The 23459-nt window shown below is 66.8% G+C and carries 16 protein-coding genes and 6 pseudogenes; 13 read left to right on the top strand and 9 right to left on the bottom strand.

The window, feature by feature from the left end:
- Nucleotides 1-12 precede the first annotated feature (12 nt).
- From trpE to EBI04_RS08330, 5 genes and pseudogenes are all read right to left on the bottom strand, one after another.
- Nucleotides 13-1400 (bottom strand): annotated as a pseudogene (trpE, locus tag EBI04_RS08310) (anthranilate synthase component I).
- Nucleotides 1401-1560: 160 nt separating this feature from the next.
- Nucleotides 1561-3111: an L-glutamate gamma-semialdehyde dehydrogenase gene (gene pruA / locus EBI04_RS08315; RefSeq protein WP_135257060.1), complete on the bottom strand. Its 1551-nt coding sequence runs from the start codon at nucleotides 3109-3111 to the stop codon at nucleotides 1561-1563.
- Nucleotides 3112-3133: 22 nt separating this feature from the next.
- Nucleotides 3134-4057, bottom strand: coding sequence for a proline dehydrogenase (locus EBI04_RS08320; RefSeq protein ID WP_135257061.1), 924 nt, complete (start codon nucleotides 4055-4057; stop codon nucleotides 3134-3136).
- Complete coding sequence (locus EBI04_RS08325; RefSeq protein WP_135257062.1) at nucleotides 4054-4713, bottom strand: GntR family transcriptional regulator; 660 nt, start codon at nucleotides 4711-4713, stop codon at nucleotides 4054-4056. Before EBI04_RS08325 ends, EBI04_RS08320 begins: the two co-directional genes overlap by 4 nt.
- A gap of 80 nt (nucleotides 4714-4793) precedes the next feature.
- Nucleotides 4794-5312, bottom strand: a pseudogene (locus tag EBI04_RS08330) (DUF4032 domain-containing protein); the annotation flags it as partial.
- Nucleotides 5313-5390: 78 nt separating this feature from the next.
- On the opposite strand from EBI04_RS08330, the gene EBI04_RS08335 reads away from it, so the two are divergent.
- Nucleotides 5391-6515, top strand: coding sequence for a transposase (locus EBI04_RS08335; protein ID WP_444545749.1), 1125 nt, complete (start codon nucleotides 5391-5393; stop codon nucleotides 6513-6515).
- Here EBI04_RS08335 and EBI04_RS08340 read toward each other — a convergent pair.
- Nucleotides 6457-6933: pseudogene (locus EBI04_RS08340) on the bottom strand (transcriptional regulator); the annotation flags it as partial. The gene EBI04_RS08335 and the pseudogene EBI04_RS08340 overlap by 59 nt on opposite strands.
- Before the next feature lie 123 nt (nucleotides 6934-7056).
- On the opposite strand from EBI04_RS08340, the gene EBI04_RS08345 reads away from it, so the two are divergent.
- Nucleotides 7057-8244 carry a glycine C-acetyltransferase gene (locus EBI04_RS08345; protein WP_135257063.1) on the top strand — a complete coding sequence of 396 codons (1188 nt, stop codon included), beginning with the start codon at nucleotides 7057-7059 and terminating at the stop codon, nucleotides 8242-8244.
- Nucleotides 8245-9459 (top strand): N-6 DNA methylase family protein, encoded by a 1215-nt coding sequence (locus tag EBI04_RS08350; protein ID WP_135257064.1) that lies wholly within the window; start codon nucleotides 8245-8247, stop codon nucleotides 9457-9459.
- Here EBI04_RS08350 and EBI04_RS08355 read toward each other — a convergent pair.
- Nucleotides 9446-9832 carry a hypothetical protein gene (locus tag EBI04_RS08355; protein ID WP_135257065.1) on the bottom strand — a complete coding sequence of 129 codons (387 nt, stop codon included), beginning with the start codon at nucleotides 9830-9832 and terminating at the stop codon, nucleotides 9446-9448. The two genes, EBI04_RS08350 and EBI04_RS08355, sit on opposite strands and share 14 nt — an antisense overlap.
- A gap of 141 nt (nucleotides 9833-9973) precedes the next feature.
- On the opposite strand from EBI04_RS08355, the gene EBI04_RS08360 reads away from it, so the two are divergent.
- From EBI04_RS08360 to EBI04_RS08405, 10 genes and pseudogenes are all read left to right on the top strand, one after another.
- The gene (locus EBI04_RS08360; protein WP_135257066.1) at nucleotides 9974-11881 is read left to right on the top strand and encodes a DNA topoisomerase subunit B; all 1908 of its coding nucleotides are present in this window, start codon (nucleotides 9974-9976) and stop codon (nucleotides 11879-11881) included.
- A 52-nt stretch (nucleotides 11882-11933) separates the two neighbouring features.
- Nucleotides 11934-14288 (top strand): ATP-dependent helicase HrpB, encoded by a 2355-nt coding sequence (gene hrpB, locus EBI04_RS08365; protein WP_135257067.1) that lies wholly within the window; start codon nucleotides 11934-11936, stop codon nucleotides 14286-14288.
- Nucleotides 14289-14351: 63 nt separating this feature from the next.
- On the top strand, nucleotides 14352-14744 hold the full coding sequence (locus EBI04_RS08370) for an SCP2 sterol-binding domain-containing protein (RefSeq protein ID WP_135257068.1): 393 nt from the start codon (nucleotides 14352-14354) through the stop codon (nucleotides 14742-14744).
- Nucleotides 14741-15775 carry an alcohol dehydrogenase family protein gene (locus EBI04_RS08375; RefSeq protein WP_135257069.1) on the top strand — a complete coding sequence of 345 codons (1035 nt, stop codon included), beginning with the start codon at nucleotides 14741-14743 and terminating at the stop codon, nucleotides 15773-15775. Before EBI04_RS08370 ends, EBI04_RS08375 begins: the two co-directional genes overlap by 4 nt.
- A gap of 280 nt (nucleotides 15776-16055) precedes the next feature.
- A complete protein-coding gene (locus EBI04_RS08380) occupies nucleotides 16056-16466 on the top strand; it encodes a hypothetical protein (RefSeq protein ID WP_135257070.1) in 411 nt (136 codons plus the stop codon).
- Between the two features lie 51 nt (nucleotides 16467-16517).
- A complete protein-coding gene (locus tag EBI04_RS08385; RefSeq protein WP_135257071.1) occupies nucleotides 16518-17528 on the top strand; it encodes an LptF/LptG family permease in 1011 nt (336 codons plus the stop codon).
- Nucleotides 17525-18568, top strand: a complete 1044-nt coding sequence (locus EBI04_RS08390; RefSeq protein ID WP_135257072.1) for an LptF/LptG family permease — start codon at nucleotides 17525-17527, stop codon at nucleotides 18566-18568. Before EBI04_RS08385 ends, EBI04_RS08390 begins: the two co-directional genes overlap by 4 nt.
- Nucleotides 18565-21062: pseudogene (locus EBI04_RS08395) on the top strand (LPS-assembly protein LptD). Before EBI04_RS08390 ends, EBI04_RS08395 begins: the two are co-directional and overlap by 4 nt.
- Nucleotides 21059-22069: a hypothetical protein gene (locus EBI04_RS08400; protein WP_135257073.1), complete on the top strand. Its 1011-nt coding sequence runs from the start codon at nucleotides 21059-21061 to the stop codon at nucleotides 22067-22069. The pseudogene EBI04_RS08395 and the gene EBI04_RS08400 overlap by 4 nt, the downstream one beginning before the upstream one ends.
- A gap of 3 nt (nucleotides 22070-22072) precedes the next feature.
- Nucleotides 22073-22753: pseudogene (locus EBI04_RS08405) on the top strand (SDR family NAD(P)-dependent oxidoreductase); the annotation flags it as partial.
- Here EBI04_RS08405 and EBI04_RS13995 read toward each other — a convergent pair.
- Nucleotides 22751-23062: pseudogene (locus tag EBI04_RS13995) on the bottom strand (VanZ family protein); the annotation flags it as partial. The pseudogenes EBI04_RS08405 and EBI04_RS13995 sit on opposite strands and share 3 nt — an antisense overlap.
- On the bottom strand, nucleotides 23055-23456 hold the full coding sequence (gene mce / locus EBI04_RS08415) for a methylmalonyl-CoA epimerase (protein WP_135257074.1): 402 nt from the start codon (nucleotides 23454-23456) through the stop codon (nucleotides 23055-23057). The pseudogene EBI04_RS13995 and the gene mce, both read right to left, overlap by 8 nt.
- Nucleotides 23457-23459 lie beyond the last annotated feature (3 nt).

The following is a 23459-nucleotide window of genomic DNA, read 5'->3' on the forward strand; positions in this document are numbered from 1 at the left end:
CCGGGGTGGGGGTCATAGTCCCTCCTCCGCCATCTCCACCGCCCGCAGAAGGGCCCTCGCCTTGTTCCAGCACTCCTCGTACTCCCTTTCCGGCACCGAGTCCGCCACGATGCCCGCCCCCGCCTGCACGTGCATCCAGCCGTTTGCGATCACGAAGGTGCGCAAGGTGAGGGCCACGTCCATGGCCCCGTCGTAAGCCAGATACCCGAAGCTCCCCCCGTAGGGCCCCCGGCGGTGGGGCTCCAGCTCCTCGATGATCTCCATGGCCCTTATCTTGGGGGCTCCCGAGACCGTGCCCATGGGGAGGACGCTGGCCAGGGCGTCCAAGGGGGTCTTGCCCTCCGCCAACACCCCTTCCACCGTGGACACCAGGTGCATCACGTGGGAGTACCCCTCCACGCGCAAGGGCTCCAAAACCCGCACCGTGCCGAAGGCGGAAACCCGGCCGATGTCGTTGCGGGAAAGGTCCAGAAGCATCACGTGCTCGGCCCTTTCCTTCTCGTCCCTTAGAAGCTCCTCCGCAAGCCTTTGGTCTTCCTCCTCGTCCTTCCCCCGGGGCCTTGTGCCGGCGATGGGCCGGGTGACCACCTTGCGGCCATCGGAGCGGAGAAGGCTTTCGGGGCTCGCCGAAACCAGGACCACCTCCCCCAGGTCCAAATAGCCCATGTAGGGGCTTGGGTTCACGCTCCGAAGCGCCCGGTAGAGGGCAAAGGGGTGGACGGTGAGGGGGGAGGAAAGCCGTAAGGAGAGGACCACCTGGAAGATGTCCCCGGCGCGAATGTACTCCAAGGCCCTTTCCACCGCCCTTAAGTACTCCTCCCGGCCCATGTCGGGCTCAAAGCGGGCCCTCCCCCCTGGCCTTTCCCCCGGCACCCCTGGCAAGGGACCCTTAAGCTTTTTCTCGGCCCAAAGAAGGCGGGCTTCGGCCTCCTCGAGATCCCGCCCCGGGGCCACCAGGTGCAGGAGATTTTTCAGGTGGTCAAAGACCGCCACCACCTCGGGTTCCACGAAGAGGAGGTCGGGGAGGCCCAGATCGTCGGGCTTCAGGGAGGGCAGGCGCTCGTAGTGGCGGATGAGGTCGTAGGCGGCGTACCCCACCACCCCCCGAAGAAGGGGGGCAAGTCGGGGTGCCGCTCCATGGGAGCATGAACCGCCTCATAAAGGGTGCGCAAGGGGTCCCGGGTTTCCACCCTTTCCCCGTTTACGGTGAAAATCCCGTCCTTCAGGCGGAAGGTGCGCCGGGCCCCCACCCCGATGATGGAAAAGCGGCTTTGCCTTCCCCGCTCCACCGACTCCAGAAGAAAGCTCACCGGGGCCTTCTCCGAAAGCTTTAGGTAAGCGGTCACCGGGGTTTCCAGGTCCGCCAAAAGGGTCTTGCGAAAAGGCCTTATGGTTTCCATGCCGCTCCTTACAAAAACCCCGGGGCCTAGCCCCGGGGAAACACGCCCATCCGCCCCCGGGGACCTAACCGGGCCACCAAAGGGCGGGAAACGGGCTCATGTTCCCAGAATAGCCCAAGCCCCCCCTGGCGTCCAGGGGGAGCCGGGCATCAAGGAAACCTCAGAACCTTTCGGCCACCGTCTTCATCTGCAGGAAGTGCAGGAGGTAATCGGGCCCCCCGGCCTTGGTGTCGGTGCCGGAAAGGTTGAAGCCGCCGAAGGGCTGCACGCCCACCAAGGCTCCGGTGATCTTGCGGTTGAAGTAGAGGTTCCCCACGTGGAACTCCCGCCGGGCCCGTTCCAGGTGCTCCCGCTTGCGGGAGTAAACCCCACCCGTGAGGCCGTAGACGGTGTTGTTGGCCACCTCCAGGGCCTCGGAGAAGTCCTTCACCCGGATCACGGAAAGCACCGGGCCGAAGATCTCCTCCTGGGCGATCTTGGCCGTGGGCGGCACCTCGGTGAAGACGGTGGGGGCGATGAAGTAGCCCTCCCCCTCCAGGCGCTCCCCCCCCAGGACCAGCTGGCCCTCCCCCTTGCCGATCTCAATGTAGGAAAGGATTTTTTCCTCCTGGGCCTTGGAGGCCACGGGGCCCAGGTCGGGGTTCTCCTCCGCGGGGCCCACCACCAGGCGCTCGGCCCGCTTCAAGACCCTTTCCATCAAGGGCTCAAAGGCCTTCTCCGTGACGATGAGCCGGCTTGCCGCCGAGCACTTCTGCCCCTGGAAGCCGTAGGCGGAGATGAGGATGCCCTCGGTAGCGGCTTCCAGGTCGGCGGTTTCGTCCACGATGAGGGCGTCCTTGCCCCCAAGCTCCAGGAAGACCCGCTTGATCCACCTCTGGCCAGGGGCCAGCTTGGCTGCCCTTTCGTGGATCCAAAGGCCCACATCGAGGCTCCCCGTGAAGTTGACGAAGCGGGTCCTGGGGTGCTCCACCAAATAGGCCCCCACCTCCCGCCCCTCCCCGGGCAGGAGGTTCACCACCCCGGGAGGGAAGCCCGCCTCGTGGAAGATCTCAAAGACCTTGGCGGCGATGACCACCGTGTCCTCCGCGGGCTTGGCCACCACGGTGTTCCCCACGGCCACCGGCCCGGCGATCATCCCGGTGAAGATGGCGATGGGGAAGTTCCAGGGGGCGATGACCACCCCAGCCCCCAAGGGGATATAGAAACTCTCGTTGTCTTCGCCAGGGAAGGGCACCACCTCCACGGAGGGGTACTTGTGCTTGAGGGCCTGGCGGGCGTAGTACTCCAGGAAGTCGATGGCCTCGGCCACCTCGGCGCTGGCTTCCACCCAGTTTTTGCCGATCTCGTAGACCAAGGTGGCCTCGAGCTCCCGCCTTCTCCTTTTCATGAGGGCGGCGGCCTTCAGGAGGAGGCGGCTCCGGTCCTCCTGGGGCCAGTCCTTCCAGGTCCTAAAGGCCCTCCAAGCCGCCTCCAGGGCGGCTTCCGCCTCGGCCCGCCCGGCCTTGGCGGTGCTCCCCACCACCTCGCTGGGAGCCGAGGGGTTTAGGGACAGGATCCTCTCCTGGGTCTCCACCCAGGCCCCATCGATGTAGAGGCCATAATGGCGGCCAAACTCGGCCTTGACCCGCCTTAACGCCTCTCGCATCTCCCGCTTGGCCTCCTCCGTCTGGAAGGTTTCTATGGGCTGGTTGCGGAAAGGTTCCACCGTCATGCCTCACCTCCTTTTTTTTCCTTTAGCCTCCTAGGAGGCTCCTTAGCACCAAAAACAGGTTTTCGGGCCGTTCGGCGATGCGCCGGCTTAGGTAGGGGTACCAGTGGGTGCCGTAGGGCACGTAGGCCCGCACGGTGTACCCCTCGTTGGCCAAACGCCTTTGCTCCTCCGGGCGCACCCCGTAGAGGAGCTGGAACTCAAAGCGCTCCTTGGGGATGCCCATGGCCTGGTTGTAGCGCTTCACCTCGGCGATGAGGCGGGGATCGTGGGTGGCCAAGGCCACGTAAAGCCCCTCCTTTAGCGCCAGCTTCCCCAGGTGCAGGAACTCAGCGTCGATGAGGCGCTTGTCCTGGAAGGCCACCTCCTTGGGCTCCCGGTAAGCGCCTTTCACCAGGCGGAGGTTGGGCTTGTAGGGGAGAAGGTCCAGGAGGTCTTTTTCCGTGCGGTAGAGGTAGCTTTGCAAGACCACCCCCACCCCGGTAAACCCTTCTTCCCGCAAGGCCTTGTAGAGGCGCAAGGTGGCGTCCACCCTGGGGGAATCCTCCATGTCCAGGCGCACGAAGACCCCCCTGGGCTCGGCCTCGCGGAGGATGCCCCGCATGAGCTCCAGGGCCAGGGCCTCGGAGAGGTCCAGGCCCAGCTGGGTGAGCTTCAAGGAAACGTACTTGGGCCAGGGGCGCTCGGATATTTTGCGGACCAGCTCCAGGATGCCCGCCTGGAAGCCCCGGGCCTCCTCCTCGCTATGGACCATCTCCCCCAGGAGGTCCAAGATGGCGTGCACCCCCTCGGCCTCCAGCCGCTCCGCCGCCTGGAGGGCCTCCTCCAGGCTCTCCCCCGCCACGTAGCGGCGCACCAGGCTCCTGGCCCTGCCCTTGATGAGGGCCTCCACCTTGGGGTTTCCCGCCACGGAAAGCACCGCCTGCCGATACATGAGGTCCAGGTTCATACCCCTCCTTTCAGCCTGCCCACCACCAGGTCGCGGAAGCGCCCCACGTGGGCCTCCACCGCCCGCTTGGCCCCTTCCGGGTCGCGCCTTTTCAGGGCCTCGAGGATGGCCCAGTGTTCCTTGCGGGTGGTCTCCTCCTGGGAGAGGTTGGGCAGGGCGCTCCGCACCAAGGCCAGGCTGGAAAGCAGGTCCTCGTAAAGGCGGTAAAGGGTCTTGTTCCCGGAAAGCCGCACCAGGGCCCGGTGGAACTCCAGGTCCCGGCGCATCTGCTCCGGGTAGTCCTCCCTAGGGGCCTCGTCGATGGCCTTGAGGCGCGCTTCCAGCTCCGCCAGCTCCCAAGGGGTGGCCCTCAGGGCCGCCTCCCGGGCCGCCTCCCCCTCTAGAAGGGCCCGCACCCCGTAGACCTCCTCCACCTCCTCCGGGCTGAAGGCCCGCACCCGGGCCCCTTTCCCGGGCACGAGCTCCACCAAGCCCTCCTCGGCCAGGCGCATAAGGGCCTCCCGCACCGGGGTGCGGGACACCCCCAGCTCCTGGGCCAAGAGGGGCTCGGAAAGCCTTTCCCCCGGGGCGAACCTTCCGGAGAGGAGAAGGTCTTTAAGGTGCCGGTAGACGGCCTCCCGCACCTGGTTGGGACGGCGGAAGCCAAAGGTCTGCATCCTGTATACAGGATGGCATAGGGGAAAGGGAAAGTCAACCCCGCCCCGTCTGCAAACTTTTCCCTTGGAGGAGGCCTTTTCTAAGCTCTTTTCTCACCGCCTGGGGTTCTTCCCCAGTAAAAGCGCTTGAGCCACCCCCCAAGCCGCTTCCACCAAGGCCCAAACTGCACCTCGTAGGAGCGAACGGCTTCCTCGGGGCCCAGGTCCATCCCCAGCTCCTGGGCTAGGAAGTAGCGGTGGTCCATCACCCAGAGGTAAAGGTCGGCCTCGGTGCGGCCGGGGAAGTCCCGAAGAAGCCCTAGGCGGCGGATGGCCTCCACCGTGGGCCGGTAAAGGTTGCCGTACCAGTCCACCACCGCCTCCTCCCAAGGGATCTCCCGCCCCTCCTCCAAACCCTGGAAGTAGCGCCGGGTGGCGATGTGGTCCAGGAGGAGGTCATAGCGGCCCAGGGCAGTGAAGCGGATCGCCTCGGCCTCCGGCACCAGCTCTTTGAGCTGGGTTCGCTCCAGGAAGTGGGCGTACTCCGCCTTCAAGACGAGGTCCTTGGGGGTGTCCCCGGGCGCCACGGGTACGGGCACCTCCAGAGCGATGACGTAGCTCAAAACTTGCACTTATCCACCCCCCGCATACCCATGCGCCAGGGGACCACTTGAAAAGGGCCGCCGGGTTCCCTTCGGATGAAGGGTGCCATGACCCAAACGGCCCATTCTCTACTCTGGACCCTCCTGGCCCTCCTGCCAACCCCCCACCTCCGCGAATCCCTCAAAGCGCTTCTTCTCCTCCTTCTCACCGGCCACGGCAAGGCCAGGCCCCAGCACAGCAAGACCAAGTCCCCTTCCGCCCTCTCCCGCTTCCTCAACCGCTATCCCTGGCCCACCCGCGCCCTCATCCGCCTGGCTCGCAAGAAGGCCCAGGAAACCCTCCACCGGGCCAGGCCCAGGCGGGGGCCCAAGCCCAGGCTCCTGGTGGTCCTGGACCTGGTCACCCTGGAGAAGCGGGGCCTCTTCCCCGCCTTGCCCCTCTCCTTTTTCCACGGCAAGTGGGGGCTCCACCTGGTGGTGCTCTATCTGGTGCTGGGAGAGCTGCGCATCCCCTGGGCCTACCGGGTGTGGCGGGGGAAGGGGGAGAAGGCCCTTTCCCTCCTTGCCCTGCGTCTTCTGGCCTCCCTGCCCCCCTGGATGCGCAAGTCCTTCCACCTTCGGGTGGTGGCCGATGCTGCCTTCGGCACCGCCCGGTTTCTTGTGGGGGTGCGGGGGTTGGGTCTGGAAGCGGTGGTGGGGATGCGGCGGGACCGAAAGACGCGGGAGGGGCTTCCCCTCTTTGGGCTCAGACGGCAGGGGAGTCGGGTGCATCTGCGGGGACTTCCCTTTCCCGTGTGGGTGAGCTGGTACCGCTATCCCTTACCCGGGGGAGGGTGGGAGTGGCGGTACGTGGTGGCCACCTTTCCTGCGGGGCCACGGACTGTGCTGGTGTGGGGGCGGCGGCGGTTTACCATTGAGCACTTCTTCCGCACGGTAAAGAGCGAGTTTTCCCTGGGGCGTTTTGGGCAGCGGACGGCCTTGGGGGTGCATCGGTTTCTGGTGCTGTCCTTCCTGGCTTACCTGCTGGCCCACTGGGTGAGGCTAGCTCCAGACGGGAGAGGTCTTTCTTGGCGGGAGGCTGGGTGGGCAGCGGCGCGCCTGCTGCTGCCGGAGGTGGTCTTGCGGGTCCTCATGGCCGAGCTGGGAGCTTTGGGTCTTTGGCCCCCGCCTGCGGGGGGAAGGGGGTGTTCATGCAGGGTATTCGGGAGGTGCAAGTTTTGAGGTAGGCGTCGATGAACCTCTGCCCCGAGGCCTTGGCCAGGGCCACCCGGTGGTTTCCGTCCTTGACGAAATAGGCTTCGCCCACCTGGTAGACCTCGATGGGGGGGAACCCCATCCCCGCAAGCTCCAGCGCCCGCAGGCGCTTCCAGCGCTCCAGGGTATGGGGGATTCGCGGAAGGAAGTGGTGGTGGAAATCCTCGTAGCGGTCCACCAAACCCACCACCTTGTCCACCTCGATGGATCTAAGCCCAAGGTGATGCTCCCCCCTGGGCCGTAAGGCCAAGGCTTCATGGAAGGGAAGGAGGGTGTCGGGCTCCCCCTTAAACCGGTGAACCAGCTCCAGGAGCCTAGCCCGCCACTCCAAGCGCTCCGCCTCGTATTCCGCCTGCCAGGATTCCCTTAGTATGAATCGGTCCATGGTTGTGGAAGCGCTCCCATCTCCTCACCCAGGTTAACCCCTCTGGATCAAGAGAAGGTAAGAGACACCCGCAAGTCCAGGTGCGGCTTGCCATGAACCCACCCCCCGGGGTTAGATAAGGCCATGAGCCTATCCCTGCGCGCCCGCGTGGAAAGCGAGCTGAAAAGGTTAAAGCAGGAGGGACTGTACATCCGCCCCAGGGTCCTCGAGGCCCCCCAGGAACCCGTAACCCGGGTGGAGGGACGGGAAGTGGTGAACCTGGCCTCCAACAACTACCTGGGCTTTGCCAACCACCCCCACCTGAAGGAGAAGGCCCGCCAGTACCTGGAACGGTGGGGGGCAGGAAGTGGAGCCGTGCGCACCATCGCTGGCACCTTCACCTACCACCTGGAGCTGGAAGAAGCCCTGGCCCGCTTCAAGGGCACGGAAAGCGCCTTGGTCCTACAGTCGGGTTTCACCGCCAACCAGGGGGTGCTGGGGGCCCTCCTCCAGGAGGGGGACCTGGTCTTCTCCGACGAGCTGAACCACGCCAGCATCATCGACGGCCTCCGCCTCACCAAGGCCACCCGGTTGGTCTACCGCCATGGGGACGTGGACCACCTGGAGGAGCTCCTCAAAGCCCACGACACCGAAGGCCTCAAGCTCATCGTCACCGACGGGGTCTTCTCCATGGATGGGGACATCGCCCCCCTAGACCGCATCGTGCCCCTGGCCAAGCGGTACGGGGCGGTGGTCTACGTGGACGACGCCCACGGGAGCGGGGTCTTGGGGGAGATGGGCAAGGGCACGGTGCACCACTTTGGCTTCCACACCGACCCTGACGTGATCCAGGTGGCCACCCTCTCCAAGGCCTGGGCGGTGGTGGGGGGGTACGCCGCCGGGGCCTTGGAGCTCAAGGACCTCCTCGTCAACAAGGCGAGGCCCTTCCTCTTCTCCACCAGCCACCCCCCGGCGGTGGTGGGGGCGCTCCTAGGTGCCCTGGAGCTCATCCAGAAGGAACCCGAGCGGGTGGAAAGGCTTTGGGAAAACACCCGCTACTTCAAGCAGGAGCTTGCCCGCATGGGCTACGATACCCTGGGGAGCCAGACCCCCATCACCCCGGTCCTCTTCGGGGAGGCCCCCTTGGCCTTTGAGGCCAGCCGCCTCCTCCTGGAAGAGGGGGTCTTCGCCGTGGGCATCGGCTTCCCCACGGTGCCCCGGGGCAAGGCCAGGATCCGCAACATCGTCACCGCCGCCCACACGGGGGAGATGCTGGACCGGGCCCTCGAGGCCTACGAGAAGGTGGGCCGGAAGCTGGGCGTCATCCGCTAGATGGCTGGCCCTCCCCTTGCCGCCTCCCACCGGAGCCTGGGCCAGGTGCCCACCCCCAAGGCCCTGGTGGACTTTATGGTGGGCCTGGCCGAGGCCCCCAAAGGGGGGCAGGTGCTGGAGCCCGCCTGCGGGGAAGGGCCCTTCCTCCGGGCCTTCCGGGAGGCCCACGGCACCGGCTACCGCTTCCTGGGGGTGGAGGTGGACCCTCTGGCCCTGGACCTCCCCCCCTGGGCCGAGGGGGTGCGGGCGGACTTCCTCCTTTGGGAGCCGGGGGAAGCCTTCGACCTCATCCTGGGCAACCCCCCCTACGGGGCCCTGGGGGCGGGGGCGAGGCTACTTCCTGAACTCCGCCAGGCTTACCGGGAGCGCTTCGCCACCTGGTGGGGGCGGTACAACCTCTACGGGGCCTTCCTGGAGAAGGGGGTGCGCCTCCTGAAGCCCGGCGGGCTCCTGGTCTACGTGGTCCCCGCGGGCTGGATGGTCCTAGAGGAGTTCCAAAAGCTCCGGGCCTTCCTGGCCCGGGAAGGGGCTTTGGAGGTCTTCTACCTGGGCCGGGCCTTTCCCGGACTCAAGGTGCGGGCTGCAGTCCTGCGCTTCCGCAAAGGAGGAAAGGGGCTTCGCCTCTACGACGCGGAAGCCCTGGGGCAGGGCCATCCCCCCCTGCTCCTCCTGGAAGAACCCGCCTGGCAGGGGGAAATGGTGCGCTTTCCCCACGAAGAGGCCCTAACCCTGGAAAGGGAAGGCCTCCCCTTGGGGGAGGTCTTCCGCATCCGCTTCGCCGCCAGGAGCCCAGAGGTCAAGGCCCACCCCCTGACCCAAACCCGGCCGGGCCCCGGCCTGGTGCCCGTCCTCACCGGGAGGAACCTCCTGCCGGGGGAGGTGGACTACGAAACCCCCCACTCCGGCCTCTACTTCCCCAAGGAGGCCGCGGGCCTCCTCAAGCCCTTCTACGCCCTCCCCCACCTGGTGGTGGGCCACACCCGCCACTACCGGGTGGTGGCCGCCTGGGACGGGCGGGCTTACCCTTGGCGGGAGGAGTTCCACCTCCTCCCCAAGGAGGGGGTGCGCCTGGACCTCGAGGCCCTGGTGGCCTACCTGAACGGGCCCGAGATCCAGGCCTACTACCGGGGCCTCTACCGGGAGGTGGTGCCCCACCTCACCCGGCCCATGCTGGAGCGCCTGCCCCTGCCCAAAGGCCTCGTCAGCGCCCGGTGAAGTAGGCGCAGAGCACCAGCCCCACGGCGAAGAGAAGGCCCAGGGCCACGAAGACCTCGGGACGCTTGGGGGGGTCTTTCAGCCCCCGGTGGAACCAGCCCCCGGGCTCGAGGCCCCCCAGGTAGTGGAGCCCCGCGGCCAGGAGGAGGCCGTAGAGGAGGTGGAGGCCGTCCTTAGGCCTAAGCCCCAGGAAAAAGAAGAGGAAGCCCAGGGCCACCTGGAGGATGGCCGCCCAGGCCGCGCCCCGCAGGAGGGCGTAGAAGCGGGCGGGAAGGGGCCTGGCGAACCCCCAAAGCCCCCACAGGGCCAAAACGGGCACCCCCACCAGGAGGACCAAGCCCAAGAGGGCGTGTAGGAAAACCAGGGCCGACATGGAGGCATGATACCGGGCGGGGCAGGCCGGAGGGGAGCCGATTTTGTTGTATTTTCTCCCATCTAATCCGCGCCGCCAAAGGGCATGGCAGCCCTTTCTCAAGGGAAAAACGCGGGCAAGGGCGTGTGCTATACTGAAGGGGTGAGCTACGACGCTTCGGCCATCAAGGTGCTCAAAGGCCTAGAGGGGGTGCGCCACCGCCCCGCCATGTACATCGGGGGCACGGGGGTGGAGGGCTACCACCACCTCTTCAAGGAAATCCTGGACAACGCCGTGGACGAAGCCCTGGCGGGCTACGCCACGGAGATCGTCACCACCTTGAACCCCGATGGCTCCCTCACCGTGGAGGACAACGGCCGGGGCATCCCCGTGGACCTGATGCCCGAGGAGGAGAAGCCCGCGGTGGAGGTGATCTACACCACCCTGCACTCGGGGGGCAAGTTTGAAAGCGGAGCCTACAAGGTTTCCGGGGGCCTTCACGGGGTAGGAGCCAGCGTGGTGAACGCCCTTTCCGAGTGGACGGTGGTGGAGGTGTTCCGGGAGGGGAAGCACCACCGGATCGCCTTCAGCCGGGGCGAGGTCATCGAACCCCTTGCCGTGGTAGGGCCCGCTCCCAAGGGCAAGACCGGCACCCGGGTCACCTTCAAGCCCGATCCCCTCATCTTCGGGAACCAGACCTTTGACCCCAGCAAGATCAGGGCCCGCCTGCGGGAGGTGAGCTACCTGGTGGCGGGGCTTAGGCTCCTCTTTAAGGACCTCCAGCACGGGCGGGAGGAGGTCTTCTGGGACAAGGGGGGCGTGGCCTCCTTCGCCAAGGCCCTGGCGGAAGGGGAGGAACTCCTCTACGAGCGGCCCTTCCTTCTCCGGGGCCAGGAGGGGGAGGTGGAGGTGGAGGTGGGCCTCATCCACACCAAGGGCTACACCGCGGAGATCCTCACCTACGCCAACATGATCCCCACCCGGGACGGGGGCACCCACCTCACCGCCTTCAAAAGCGCCTACAGCCGGGCCCTGAACCAGTACGCCAAGAAGGCGGGCCTCAACAAGGAAAAAGGCCCCCAGCCCACGGGGGATGACCTCCTGGAGGGGCTTTACGCGGTGGTGAGCGTGAAGCTCCCCCAGCCCCAGTTTGAGGGGCAGACCAAGGGAAAGCTTCTAAATCCCGAGGCGGGAAGCGCGGTAAGCCAGGTGGTCTACGAGAAGTTTCTGGAAATCCTGGAGGAAAACCCCCGCATCGCCAAGACCCTCTACGAGAAAGCCCTGCGGGCCGCCCAGGCCCGGGAGGCCGCCCGGAAGGCCCGGGAGCTTGTCCGGCGCCAGAACCCCTTGGAGTCCGACGACCTTCCCGGGAAGCTGGCCGACTGCCAGACGGAAAACCCCGAGGAGGCGGAGCTTTTCATCGTAGAGGGGGATTCGGCCGGGGGAAGCGCCAAGCAGGGCCGGGACCGGCGCTTCCAGGCCATCCTGCCCCTCAGGGGCAAGATCCTGAACGTGGAGAAGGCGGGGCTTTCCAAGGCCCTGAAAAACGCCGAGGTGCGGGCCATGGTGGCGGCCATCGGGGCGGGGATCGGGGGCACGGGGGACGAGGCCCACTTCGACCTCGAGGGCCTCCGCTACCACAAGATCATCATCATGACCGACGCCGACGTGGACGGGAGCCACATCCGCACCCTCCTCCTCACCTTTTTCTACCGCTACATGCGGCCCCTGATCGAAAGGGGGCACGTGTTCATCGCCCAGCCGCCCCTCTACCGCCTGCAGGTGGGGAAAAAGGTGGAGTACCTCTACTCCGACGAGGAGCTTTCCGCCCGCCTTCGGGAGCTGGAAGGAAAAAGCTACGAGGTCCAGCGCTTCAAGGGCCTGGGGGAGATGAACCCCGAGCAGCTTTGGGAGACCACCATGAACCCTGAAAAGCGGGTGCTGAAGCGGGTGGAGCTCCAGGACGCCCTCGAGGCCAGCGAGCTCTTCGAGAAGCTCATGGGCCAGGACGTGGCCCCCAGGCGGGAGTTCATCGAGGAGCACGCCCGCTACGCGGAGCTGGACATCTGACAACCTCCTGGGGGAAGAATCCCTGGCCCCTTAGCCGAAACCCATCCGCTCCATGCCCCACCCACCCGACCACCCTGGGGATTGGCTGGAGAAGGCCACAGCCCTCCTCCTCCAGGAAGGCCGCCTTCTGCTGAAGGCCTACCCTGGGGCCGGAAAGAGCACCCTCTTCCCCCTCCGGCTCTTAAAGGCCTTGCCGGGTCAGATCCTCCTCTTTGAACCCCGGCGGGTGGCGGCCCGGGCGGTGGCGGCCAGGCTGGCGGAAAACCTGGGGGAGCCCCTGGGGAAGACCGTGGGCTACCGGGTGCGGCTGGAGGGGAAGGAAAGCGAGGCCACTCGCCTTTTGGTGATGACGGAGGGCCTGCTCACCCGGCGCCTTCTGGAAGACCCCACCCTGGAAGGGGTTTCCGCGGTCCTCCTGGACGAGGCCCACGAGCGCCACCTGGAAACCGACCTGAGCCTGGCCCTCCTCCTCAGGGTGCAGGAAACCCTGCGGCCCGACCTCAAAATCGCCCTTCTGACCGCCACCCCGGACGAGGACCTGAGGCGGGCCTTTTCCGGAGCGGTCCTCGAGGTGGAGGGGGAAAGCCACCCGGTGGAGGTCTTTCACCTGGAAAGACCCTGGGAAGGCCCGCTGGAACCCCTGGCCGCCCGCTACGCCCGCAAGGCCTTTCTGGAGGGAGAAGGGGATGTCCTGGTCTTCCTTCCCGGAAAAGGGGAGATAGAACGCACCCAAAGGCTTCTTTCGGATCTTCCCGCCTTCCCCCTCCATGGGGGGTTACCCCTCCAGGAACAGGCCGCCCTGCTCCGGCCTGGACCCAGGAAGATCGTCCTGGCCACGGATGTGGCGGAAACCAGCCTCACCCTGCCCAACGTGCGGGCCGTGGTGGACACCGGGCTGGCCAGAAAGCCCCGCTTTGACCCCAGAACCGGCCTCACCCGCCTGGCCCTGGTGCGCATCCCCGAGGAATCCGCCAGGCAACGGGCGGGCCGGGCCGGGCGCACCGGACCCGGGCGGGTTTACCGGCTCTATCCCAAGGGCCCCTTTCCCCCAAAAAGGCCGGAGATCCTAGAGGCCGACCTCTCTCGGGCCCTCCTGGTGGCCCTGGCCCTGGGCGAGAGGCTGGAAGACCTCCCCCTGCCCACCAAGCCTCCCCGAGGGGCCTTGCAAAGCACTTGGAACCTCTTGGAACTCCTGGGGGCGGCCCAAGGGCATGGGCTAAGCCCCCTGGGAAAGCAGATCCTCTCCCTCCCCACCCACCCCCGCCTGGCCCGCATGGTGCTGGAAGCGAAAAGGCTAGGCCTTCTCCCCCTGGCCGCCGATCTTTTGGCCCTCCTGGAGGAACGAACTCCCTTGGAAGGGGAGCCGGACCTGATGCTCCATCTAGAAGGCCTCCTCGAGGCCCGGAGGGAAAGGCGGGGTACCTTTTTGGCCCACGAGCAGGTTTCCGCCCTCTGGCGGGGACGCTTTGGCCTGCTCTTTCCCGAGAGCAACCCCCCCGGCGTAAGCACGATAAAACCCCAGCCGAGCCTTCCGGCTCCGGAAGAAGTGGGCCGGCTCCTCCTGGCCGCCTACCCCGACCGGGTGGCCAAGCGGGTAGCCCCAAAGCGGTACAAGCTCTCCTCCGGGCCCCTTATCCAGCTATCCGGTGACGGCCCCGCCTACTTGGTGGCCCCCTGGGCCGACCTGGGCCCCCAGGGAGGAAGGATTCTTCTTTACGCCCCCCTGGCCGAGGCGGATCTCCTTGAGCGGGCCGAACTGGCCCTCTGGACCGGGTGGGAGGAAGGAAGGCTCCGGGGCTATCTGGAGCAACGCTACGGTGCCCTGGTGCTGGAACGGGTGGCGGTGGACCCAGGTCCCCCCACGGCCAAGCACCTCGAGGAGGCCCTAAACGGCCAGCTACCCCTCCCCGAGGAGGCCCGGCAGGTCCTCCTGCGCCTCTCCTTCCTCCAAACCCACGGGATAGAGGTGCCAGAACTCTCGGAGCAAGCCTTGCTTCACGATCTTTCCTGGCTCCTCCCCTGGACCCAGGGGGTGCGGAAGATGGAAGACCTCCTGGCCCTACCCTGGAAGGAGATCCTTTTAAGCCTCCTGGGGGAAAAGCGGGAGCTTCTGGAGAGGCTGGCGCCGGAAAGCCTGGCCCTGCCTTCGGGCAAGCGCAGGCGCCTCACCTACCGGGAAGGGGCCCCACCCCTTCTTTCCTTGCGCATCCAGGAAGCCTTTGGCCTTCGGGAAACCCCCAGGGTGCTGGAAGGCCGGGTAGCGGTGGCGGTGGAGCTCCTTTCCCCCGCAGGCCGTCCGGTACAGGTGACCCAAGACCTAAAGAGCTTCTGGGAAAACCGCTACCCTGAGGTGCGCCGGAAACTCATGCGCCGCTACCCCAAACACGCCTGGCCGGAAACTCCCTGAAACAACCTCTACCCAAAGCCTTGGGGCTAGGTTTATACTCGGTTTAAGCAAAGGGGGGAAGTCATGGAGCTTTTCCAGGAAGATTGGGCCCAAGCCTACTGCCAGAAGCTGAACGAAAGCGAGGCCTACAGGAAGGCCGCCGCCACCTGGGAAGGAAGCCTGGCCCTGGCGGTGCGCCCTGACCCCGCCCTGGGGTTCCCCAAGGGGGTGGCCGTGGTGCTGGACCTGCGGCACGGGGCGTGCCGGGGGGTGCAGGTGGTGGAGGGGGAGGCCGAGGCCGACTTCATCCTAGAGGCCGACTTGGCCACCTGGCAGGAGGTGTTGGAGGGCCGCCTGGAGCCCCTCACCGCCTTGATGCGGGGCCTTTTGGAACTGAAAAGGGGAAGCATCGCCGCCCTGGCCCCTTACGCCCAGGCGGCCCAGGAGCTGGTCAAGGTGGCCCGGGAGGTGGCATGAAAGGCCTGGTCTACCACGGGCCCTTCCAGGTGGCGGTGGAGGAGGTGCCGGAGCCCAAGCTGGAGGCGGAAACCGACGCCATCGTCCAGGTGGAGCTCGCCGCCATCTGTGGCTCGGACCTGCACATCTACCACGGCAAGATCGCTGGGGTGTTGCCGGGCACCGTCTTGGGCCACGAGTTCGTGGGGCGGATTGTGGAAAAGGGCCCCCTGGTGCCCTTCCCCCTGGGGGAAAGGGTGGTGGGGAGCTTCCAGGTGGCCTGCGGGGACTGCCCAGCCTGCCGCAAGGGGCAGTACTTCGCCTGCCTGAAGGGAGGGGTCTTTGGCTTCGGCCTCGCCCTGGGCAACCTCCAGGGAACCCAGGCGGAAAGGGTGCGGGTGCCCTTTGCCCGGCAAAGCCTTTTCCCCATCGGGAACCTGCCTGCAGAGGAGGCCATCCTGGCAGGGGATATCCTCACCACCGCCTACGGGGGCGTAAGGCCCTTCCTCTCCCCGGGGATGAGCGTGGCGGTGGTGGGCTCGGGGCCCGTGGGCCTCATGGCCCAGATGGTGGCCCATGCTCTGGGCGCGGGACAGGTCTACGCCATAGACCCGGAGGAAACCCGCTTGGAAAAGGCCGCGGCCTTAGGAAGCCTGCCCGTAAACCCCAAGGCGGAAGACCCCGTGGCCCGGGTGCGCAAGGAAACCCAGGGCCTGGGGGCGGATCTGGTGGTGGAGGCGGTGGGCGGGGATGGGGAGGCGTTGAAACTGGCCCTCCGCCTGGCGGGGCCCGGGGGCATGGTGTCCAGCCTCGGGGTACCCACCGCCGAGAAGCTGGATTACCCTTGGCTCTCCGCTTTCAGCCGGGGCATCACCTTGAAAAGCGCCCTGGCCAACATCCCCCGCTGGATCGAGGAGGTTCTGGCCCTGCAACGGGCGGGAAGGCTTAAGGGCAGCTGGGTGTTCAGCCACCGCTTGCCCCTCGAGGAGGCCCCTGAGGGCTACCGCCTCTTCCACGAGCGGCAGGCCACCAAGGTGGCCCTGGTGCCCTAAAACAAAACCGCCGCCCGCAGGCGGCTCCCTCCTCTGACTTTTTTATTTTACCACGGTTTGCCGGTATGTAAAGGGGTATGCAGGGAAACCCGTCCCCAACGGGGTGGAAAACCCCTGGCCGCCCTTCCCAATAACCCCAAGACCAGAGGGTCTGGGGAGCTTTTGGAGTTTCCCTGGAAGGAATCCATATTATGGCAGAGGCCGGGACAATGTAACCTCGCTCCCGGCCCTCCCCGAAAGCTTGGGCTAACCTCGAGGCAAGGCAAAGGAGGTAAAGGCCATGGCCCGGTATCTGGTGGTGGCCCATCGCACGGCCAAAAGCCCCGAGCTGGCCAGGAAGCTGGCCGAGCTTCGGAGCCAAGACCCCGAGGCCCGCTTTGTCCTTCTGGTACCCGCCGTCCCCCCGGCAGGCTGGGTCTACGAGGAAGGCGAGATCCAAAGGCGGGCCAAAGAGGAGGCGGAGGCCGCCAAGGCGGCCCTCGAGGCCCAAGGGGTCGCCATAGAGGAGGCCAAGCCCGGGGATGTCTCCCCCATCCTGGCCCTGGAGGAGGAGCTCATGGCCCATCCCGGGGCGTACCAGGCCATCGTCCTGGCCACCTTGCCCCCAGGGATTTCCCGCTGGCTCCGCCTGGACGTGCACAGCCAGGCGGAACGCTTCGGCCTGCCCGTGATCCACGTGATAGCCCACTGAGCTCCCGCCTCCTGCGCTTGTTTCTCATCCTGGCCCCGTATACTCGGCCTGGTGCTGGGCCGGTATGTCCTCAAGGAGGTCCTGGTCCCCTACCTGGTGGGGGTCCTGCTTTTCGTGGCCCTCCTCACCTTTGACCTCCTCTCCAGCCTCTCCGGGGTGCTTCTAAGCCGGGGAGCCGGCGTGGAGGCCATCGCCCAGCTCATCCTCTACCGCCTGCCCTGGACCCTGAGCCTGGCCCTTCCCTTGGGCCTGGTCTTCGCCATCTTGGTGGGCCTCGCCCGCCTCATCCGCCAATCGGAGTTGAAGGCGGCCTACGCCACGGGCGTACCCCCTTGGGCCCTTCTGAAACCCCTGGCGCTTCTGGCCCTTCTGGTGAACTTCTTCAACCTCCTCAACCTGGCCGAGCTTCGCCCCAGGGCCCTCGAGGCCTACGACCAACACCTAGCCCGGCTCCTCTACGGGGAACAGGGCCTAAGCGGGGTGTTGCGCAAGCAGCTTTACGCTGCGGAGGGCCTCGGGGTCTACTATGCGGAGGAGGTGCGGCCCGAGGTGGGGCAAAACCGCCTCTACGGCATCCGGGTGGTGGACCAAAGGGGCCGGGTCTACAGCGGCCAAGAAGGAGTCTGGGACAAGGAGGGGTGGCACTTCCGGGGGTACGTCCTGGAGGGGGGAAAGCCCAAGCCCTTTGCCGGCACCCTTCCCTTCCCCGCCCGGTTCCGCCCCAAGGAAAGCCTGGGCTCCCGCGATCCCTACGACTCCTCCACCCTGTGGGAGCTTTGGGAAAGGAGCCAGGTGGAGCCCAGCGCCCACTTCGCCCTGTACCGCCGGCTCGCGGATGCCCTCGGGGGCTTCTTCCTGGGCCTGGTGGCGGCCGCCTTGGGGCTTTCCTTCCGGGAGGCTGCCTGGGCCTTCCTCAGCATCGTCCTCCTCATCTTCGGCTACTACGTGCTCTGGACCCTGAGCGCCCAGCTCGCCCGCTACGACGTGAACCCCCTCTTGGCCTTCCTGCCCAACGCCTTCTTCGCCGCCTTGGCCCTTTACCTTACCTGGAGGCTCAGATGAAGACCCTGGACCGTTACCTCCTGCGCGAGGTCCTGGCTCACTTCAGCCTGGGGCTTGCGGTCATCGTCCTTCTCTTCCTGGCCGGAGCGGTCTACGAGGTCCTGGCCCCCCTGGTGGCCAAGGGCGCGGATCCCTACACCCTTCTCCTCTACCTCTTCTACCGCACCCCCGAGGCCCTGGTGCGGGGGGCTCCCGTGGCCTACCTCTTCGCCCTGCTCTTCCTCCTCTCCCGCCTGGGTGAGGACTCGGAGCTCAAGGCCCTCCTGGCCCTGGGGCTAAGGCGGGAACGCGTGCTTTTACCCTTTTTGGGCCTCGGGGCGCTTTTGGCCCTTTTGGGCTTCCTTTTGGGGGAAAGCCTGGTGCCCAAAGCCCTGGCCCAGGGGCAGGACCTTCTTCGCAGGCAGGTGCTGGAACGGCCCAGGGCCCTTCTCACCCCGGGCACCACTTTCCAGGATGCCAGGGGCAGGGTGGTCTACGTGGGAGAGGTGGCCCAGGACAGGATCGGAAAGCTTAGAATCCTTTCGCAAGAAGAGGTGGTCCTAGCGGAGGAGGGGAGGTTCCAAGGAGGGGTCTTGCAGGTGGAAAAGGGCTTAAGGGTCACCTACGAGGGGGATAGGCCCAGGACCCTGACCCGCTTTCAAGAGGGGGAACTGGTCCTCAGGGACCTCACCTTTGAGCCCTGGCAGAACCCGGCAAACCGCATGACCTTAAAGGAGCTCAAAGAGGAGGTGGAAAGGCTTAGGAAAAGCGGGGTGAAGGCGGGCCTCGAGGCCACCACCTACTACCGCCGCTATGCCGAGCCAGCCGCCAGCCTCGTCTTCGCCCTCTTCGCCACGGGGCTTGCCTTCTATCTCCTCGGGGGGTCCCGGAGCCTGGGGCTTGTGGGGGTGGCGGTCCTCACCTTCTTTTACTACGCCACCTGGAGCGTGGGGCGGATCATGGGGGAGCAAAACGCCCTAGACCCCCTCCTCGCCGCCTGGGGGCCCAACCTGGCCTATGGCCTTCTGGGGCTTCTGCTCTTCCTGGGAGGGCGCAGGTGAGGCCCAAAAGGCCTTGGACCACCCTGGCCCTGGTCCTCCTTTTCCTCTGGGTCCCCGCCTGGGCCCAGGAGAAGGTGCTGAAGATCCTGGAGGCGGAAAAGCTGGAGCTGAGACAGGAAGGAGGGGAGGAGGTCTATGTGCTCACCGGCAACCCCGTGCGCCTGGAGTGGGATGGGGAGGCCATCGAAGCGGGAAGGGCCACCTACTTTCGCACGCGTAAGCTCCTTTTCCTCTCGGAAGGGGTGCGCTACCGGGACCGGGAGGGAAGGCTTGTGGAGGCGGAGGAACTTCAGATCGACCTTTCCGACGAAAGCTTTGACGCCCTGGAGGTGCGCCTCGAGGCCAAGGATCTCCTCCTCACCGGCCCCCTTTGCCAGCGGGTGGCAGGGGCCATCCTCCTGGAAAACGGCTACGCCACCCCTTGCAACGCTTGCGGCCAGGAGGTGCCGGACTACGCCTTCCGCGCCCGGGAGATCGTCCTCTACCCAGGGGACCGGGTGGTGGCCCGGGGGGTGGTGGTTCTGGTGCAGGAAAAGCCGGTTCTGGAGCTTCCCGTTCTCCTTCTCTTCCTCTCCGAGCGCCGGCCCCGGTTGGAGGTGGGGCAGGACGAGGGGGGCTTTTACCTGAAGGCCGCTTTGCCCTACGTGGCCGACTTCGGCCTGGGATTTACCCTTCTCTCCTACTACCAGGGCCGGGGCTACGGGTTTGGCTTTGACCACTTCGGCACCGGGGAGGCCAAGGAGCACTACTTCTTCCTCCACACCCCCCGGACACCTTCCAGTACCGGGGGGAGTACGCCCTAAAGCGGCAGGAGTTTTCCCTAAGCGCTCTCCTGGAACGGGACGACACCCGGGAAAAGCTCTCCCGCTTCCGCTTAGAAGGCCTCCTCCCCGGCACCCCCGCGCCGGGGGAGTGGCGCTACGCCTTAAGGCTGGAGGGCTTCATAGACCACGACCCCACCACCCCACCTCCCCGCACCCTTCAGCGCCTGCCCGAGCTGGAGGTGCAAAGCCCCGTCCTAAGGGAGGGGCCTTTCAGCGTCCAGGGAAGCCTCCTCGTGGGCCGCTACCTGGCGGAAACCAACCCCCTAAACCGCTCCGCCCGGGCCCTTGGGCCCTACGCCGAGGCCGGAAGGGCCCTCCTTGCCCACAGCGAAAGCCTCGCCCTTGCCCCCTGGCCCGGGGCCAGCTTCCGGGCGGAAAACCGCTTCCGGGGCTTCTACTACACCACGCAAAACCCTGATGGGGAGCACGAGCGGCAGGTGGACTGGACCACCTCGGCCAGCCTGCGGCAAAGCCTGGGGGGGTTCAGCATGGAGGTGGGCTATGCCCGAAGCGTCCAGGAGGGGGAAACCCCCTTCCGCTTTGACGCCATACCCCAAAGGCGAAGCCACCAGGCCACCCTCTCCCTGGGCTTTCAGGAAAGGCCGCTCCTCCTCAGCCTGAAGTCAGGGAGGGACCTGGAGGCGGGGAAGTACCTGCCCCTCGAGGCCCAAGCCGCCCTCCAGGACCCAGGCTACGCCCTGACCCTGGCCCACCGCCGCGGCCTGGAGGGCGAGGGCCCCCTAGAAACCCGCCTGGAGGGGGGCCTCACCCCCTACCCCTTCTCCTTCAGGGCAAGCCTCCGCTACGACCACGCGCAGGCCCTCTTTGATCCCCTTTTTCTCCAGGCAGGCTACGCCCTTCCCGGGGGAAGCCTGAACCTGAGCCACCGCCACGACCTGAACGGCAAAGGGGCCCTCACCACCGACCTCACCCTTGCCCTGCGGGAGGGGGTCACCGCTTACACCCTGCAGGGGAGGCGGGACTGGCAGCAGGGCATCCTCACCCTCCAAGGCCAGGCCATCCTCGGTCCGGAAAGCCTCTCCTTGCGGACCACCCTGGATCCCCAGGCTCTGGGCTACGCCCTGGGCTACCGCTCCGGGATCACCCCAGGACCCCTGCTGGACCTGGAGCTTTCCGGGCAGTACCGGGAGGGCTTCCGGACCACCAATCTGCGCCTGGGCTTGACCCAGGCCCTCCCCGAGGTGGGCTTCCGCTTAAACGCCAACCTGCACCTGCCAGAGGTGGACGACCCAGGGGTCTACCTGCGGGACCTGACCTTCAGCGGGGGAGCGGAGCTTTGGAAACCCACCCCCGTGGACGCGGAAGGGGAAGGGGCCATCCCCGGCCTCGCCTTTTCTGGGAGCCTCACCTACACCCGCCAGCCCCAAAGGCCTGAGGGGTACGCCCTGGCCCTCAGAAGCTTCGGCCCCACCCTTACCTTCGTGGGGCGGGAAAACACCAAGCTCCACCTGGCCGCCCTTCTCACGCAAAACCTCCCTGGGGAGGCCCTAAAGCCCCGCTTTCTCCTGGTCCTGGACCGCTGCTGCTGGGCCCTGCGCTTCACCCTGGACGCACAAAAGGGGGCTGTGGGCTTGGCCTTCCTCTACGGGGGCCAGGCGGCGGGCCTCCTCCTCTCCGAGGAGGGGGTGAGGTTGGGAGGTACGCCATGAGACACAGCAAACAGCTCACGTACGCCCTTGGACCCCTTTTGGCCCTGTTCCTCACCGCCTGCACCGGAAGCCAAGAACCCCCCCTCCCCGCCCTGGTGGCAGCGGGCGGTCAAGACCAGGTGCGCTTCTACCGGGCCCAAGACCTCCAGGGGGGAGGGGTCAACCCGGTGGCCACCTGGAGCACCCCGGGTCTTCAGGACCTGGCCTATAGCAACGCCTTTCAAAAGCTCTACCTCCTCTTCCCCGACCGGGTGGAAGCCTATGACACCACGGGCTTCACGGCGGACGCCGCCCCGCAGGGGACCCCCTCCTTGGCTTCCCTTCCTGCGGACTGCACCGGAGGGCACCTGCGTTTGGGGCAGGGCCGGCTCCTCGCCCACTGCCCCGCCACGGGCCGGGCCTTCCTCCTGGCCCTCTCCGACCTGAGCGCCCTCCAGGAGGCCGACCTCACCGGCCTGCCCCCGGGGAACGGGGTGCGCCTGGCCCTCTTCCCCCAGGGAACCCTGGACCTCCTGGGCTACTTGACCCCCCAGGCCCTGGGCTACCGTCCCACCCTAGACCCCGCGGGCACCCCCAGCCTGGAAAAACCCCTGGACCCCTTACCTTCCCAAGGCCCTTTTGACCTCCAAACAGACCGGGGTCAGGGGCAGCTCTTGGGGCTCGCCGCCACCACCACGGAAGTGCGCCTTTACGCCCTGAAGGGGGATGTCCTCACCAGCCGTAAGGTCCTGGGGGACTTCCCCCGGCCGAGCCACCTAGCCCTAGACCCCGTGGGGGGCGGGGTGGTCTACGGCCAGGGCTTCCAAGTGCTCTTTCCCAAGGACTCGGGCCCTCAGCAGCCCTTCGAGACCTACAGCGCAGGCCTGGTGGGGCAGGACGGTTACCTCTACCTGGCCCAGGGGACGGCCCTCGAGGTGTACGACCTGGTACCCACGCCGCCCCTCCTAGTGCGAAGCACCCCCTTAGGCTTCAACCCCACCTCCCTGGCCTTTGTCCCGGTAGAATGAGGCATGCTCCAGGGTAAAGCCTTCTTGGTCACGGGGGCCGGGGGGGCCTTGGCCCGGGCGGTGATCCCTGCCCTGCACCGCGCCGGGGCCCGGCTTTTCCTCTCCGACCCCCGGGAGGAACGTATGGCGGAACGGGCCCGGGCCTACGGGGCCAAGACCTTCGTGGCCGACCTCACCCGGCTGGAGGAGGCCGAGGCCTTGGCCCGCTTCGTGGAGCGGGAGGCTCCCCTTTTCGGGGTGGTGCACACCGTGGGCGGGTTCGCGGCCGGGCGCTTTTTGGACTCGGACCCCGGGCTTTACGACTGGCTTCTGGACCTGAACCTGCGCACCACCTTCAACCTCCTCAAGGCCACCCTGCCCTACCTGGAGGCTCGAGGCCAAGGTTTTTTCGCCGCCATGGCCGCCGGCCCCGCCTGGACGGGAGCTGGCCCAGGAAGAGCCCTCTACACTATGGCCAAGACCGCCTTGGCCAGCCTCGTCCGCTCCCTCCAGGGGGAGGTGCAGGGGGTGCGCTTCCTCCTCGTCTACCCCATGGGCACCCTGGACACCGAGGCCAACCGGAAGGCCATGCCGGAGGCCGACCCCAGCCGCTGGATCGCCCCGGAACTCGTCGCCGAGGCCATCCTCCTGGCCGCCTCCGCCAAGGGCGGAAGGCTTCTGGAGCTCCCTATCTACCCCCCACTTAGCCCCCAGATAGGCCCCCAGGAAGTCCGCCACAAGGTCCCAGCCGAAGGCCTCCCGTCCGGGAACCCAACTTTGGTGCCACTCGTCCACCAGCCCGTAGAGGGCAGCCAGGAGGAGGGCGGGACGGAAATCCCCGAAGGCCACCCCCAGGAGGAAGCCCAAAAGCCCATAGGCCAGGAAATGGGCGCCCTTGTCCCAGGGATAGGGCAGGCCCATCCCGGTGGCGGGTTGGTCCGAAAGCCACCAGAGTAGCCCTATCTCCCCCAGGGCGAGCAGGGCCGGCACCCAGCGGAACCCTGGCCTACGCACCCTCCGTCTCCACCAGTTCCCAAAGCACCCCGAGGCCAAAGCCGGGGTGGAGGAAAGCCACCCGGTGCCCGCCAAAACCCGGCCGGGGGACCTCGTCGATGGGCCTGGCTCCCGCCCCCTTCAGCCGGGCAAGCTCCTCCTCAATCCGGGAGGTGCCAAAGGCCAGATGGTGAAGCCCGGGACCCCGCTTGGCCAGGAAGCGGCCCACGGGGGTGTCCGGGCCCAAGGGGGCGAGGAGTTCCAAAAGGGTCTCCCCTTCCCCCCGGAGCAGGGCCACCCGCACCCCCTGGGTGGCCACCTCCCCTTCCGCCACCACGCCAAAGCCCAAAAGCCCGTAACGGGCCTTGGCCTCCTCTAAGTCCTCCACCGCAATGCCCACGTGGTGTAAGCACATGGG

Origin of the sequence: Thermus caldilimi, assembly GCF_004684245.1 — a bacterium.
Lineage (GTDB): Bacteria > Deinococcota > Deinococci > Deinococcales > Thermaceae > Thermus > Thermus caldilimi.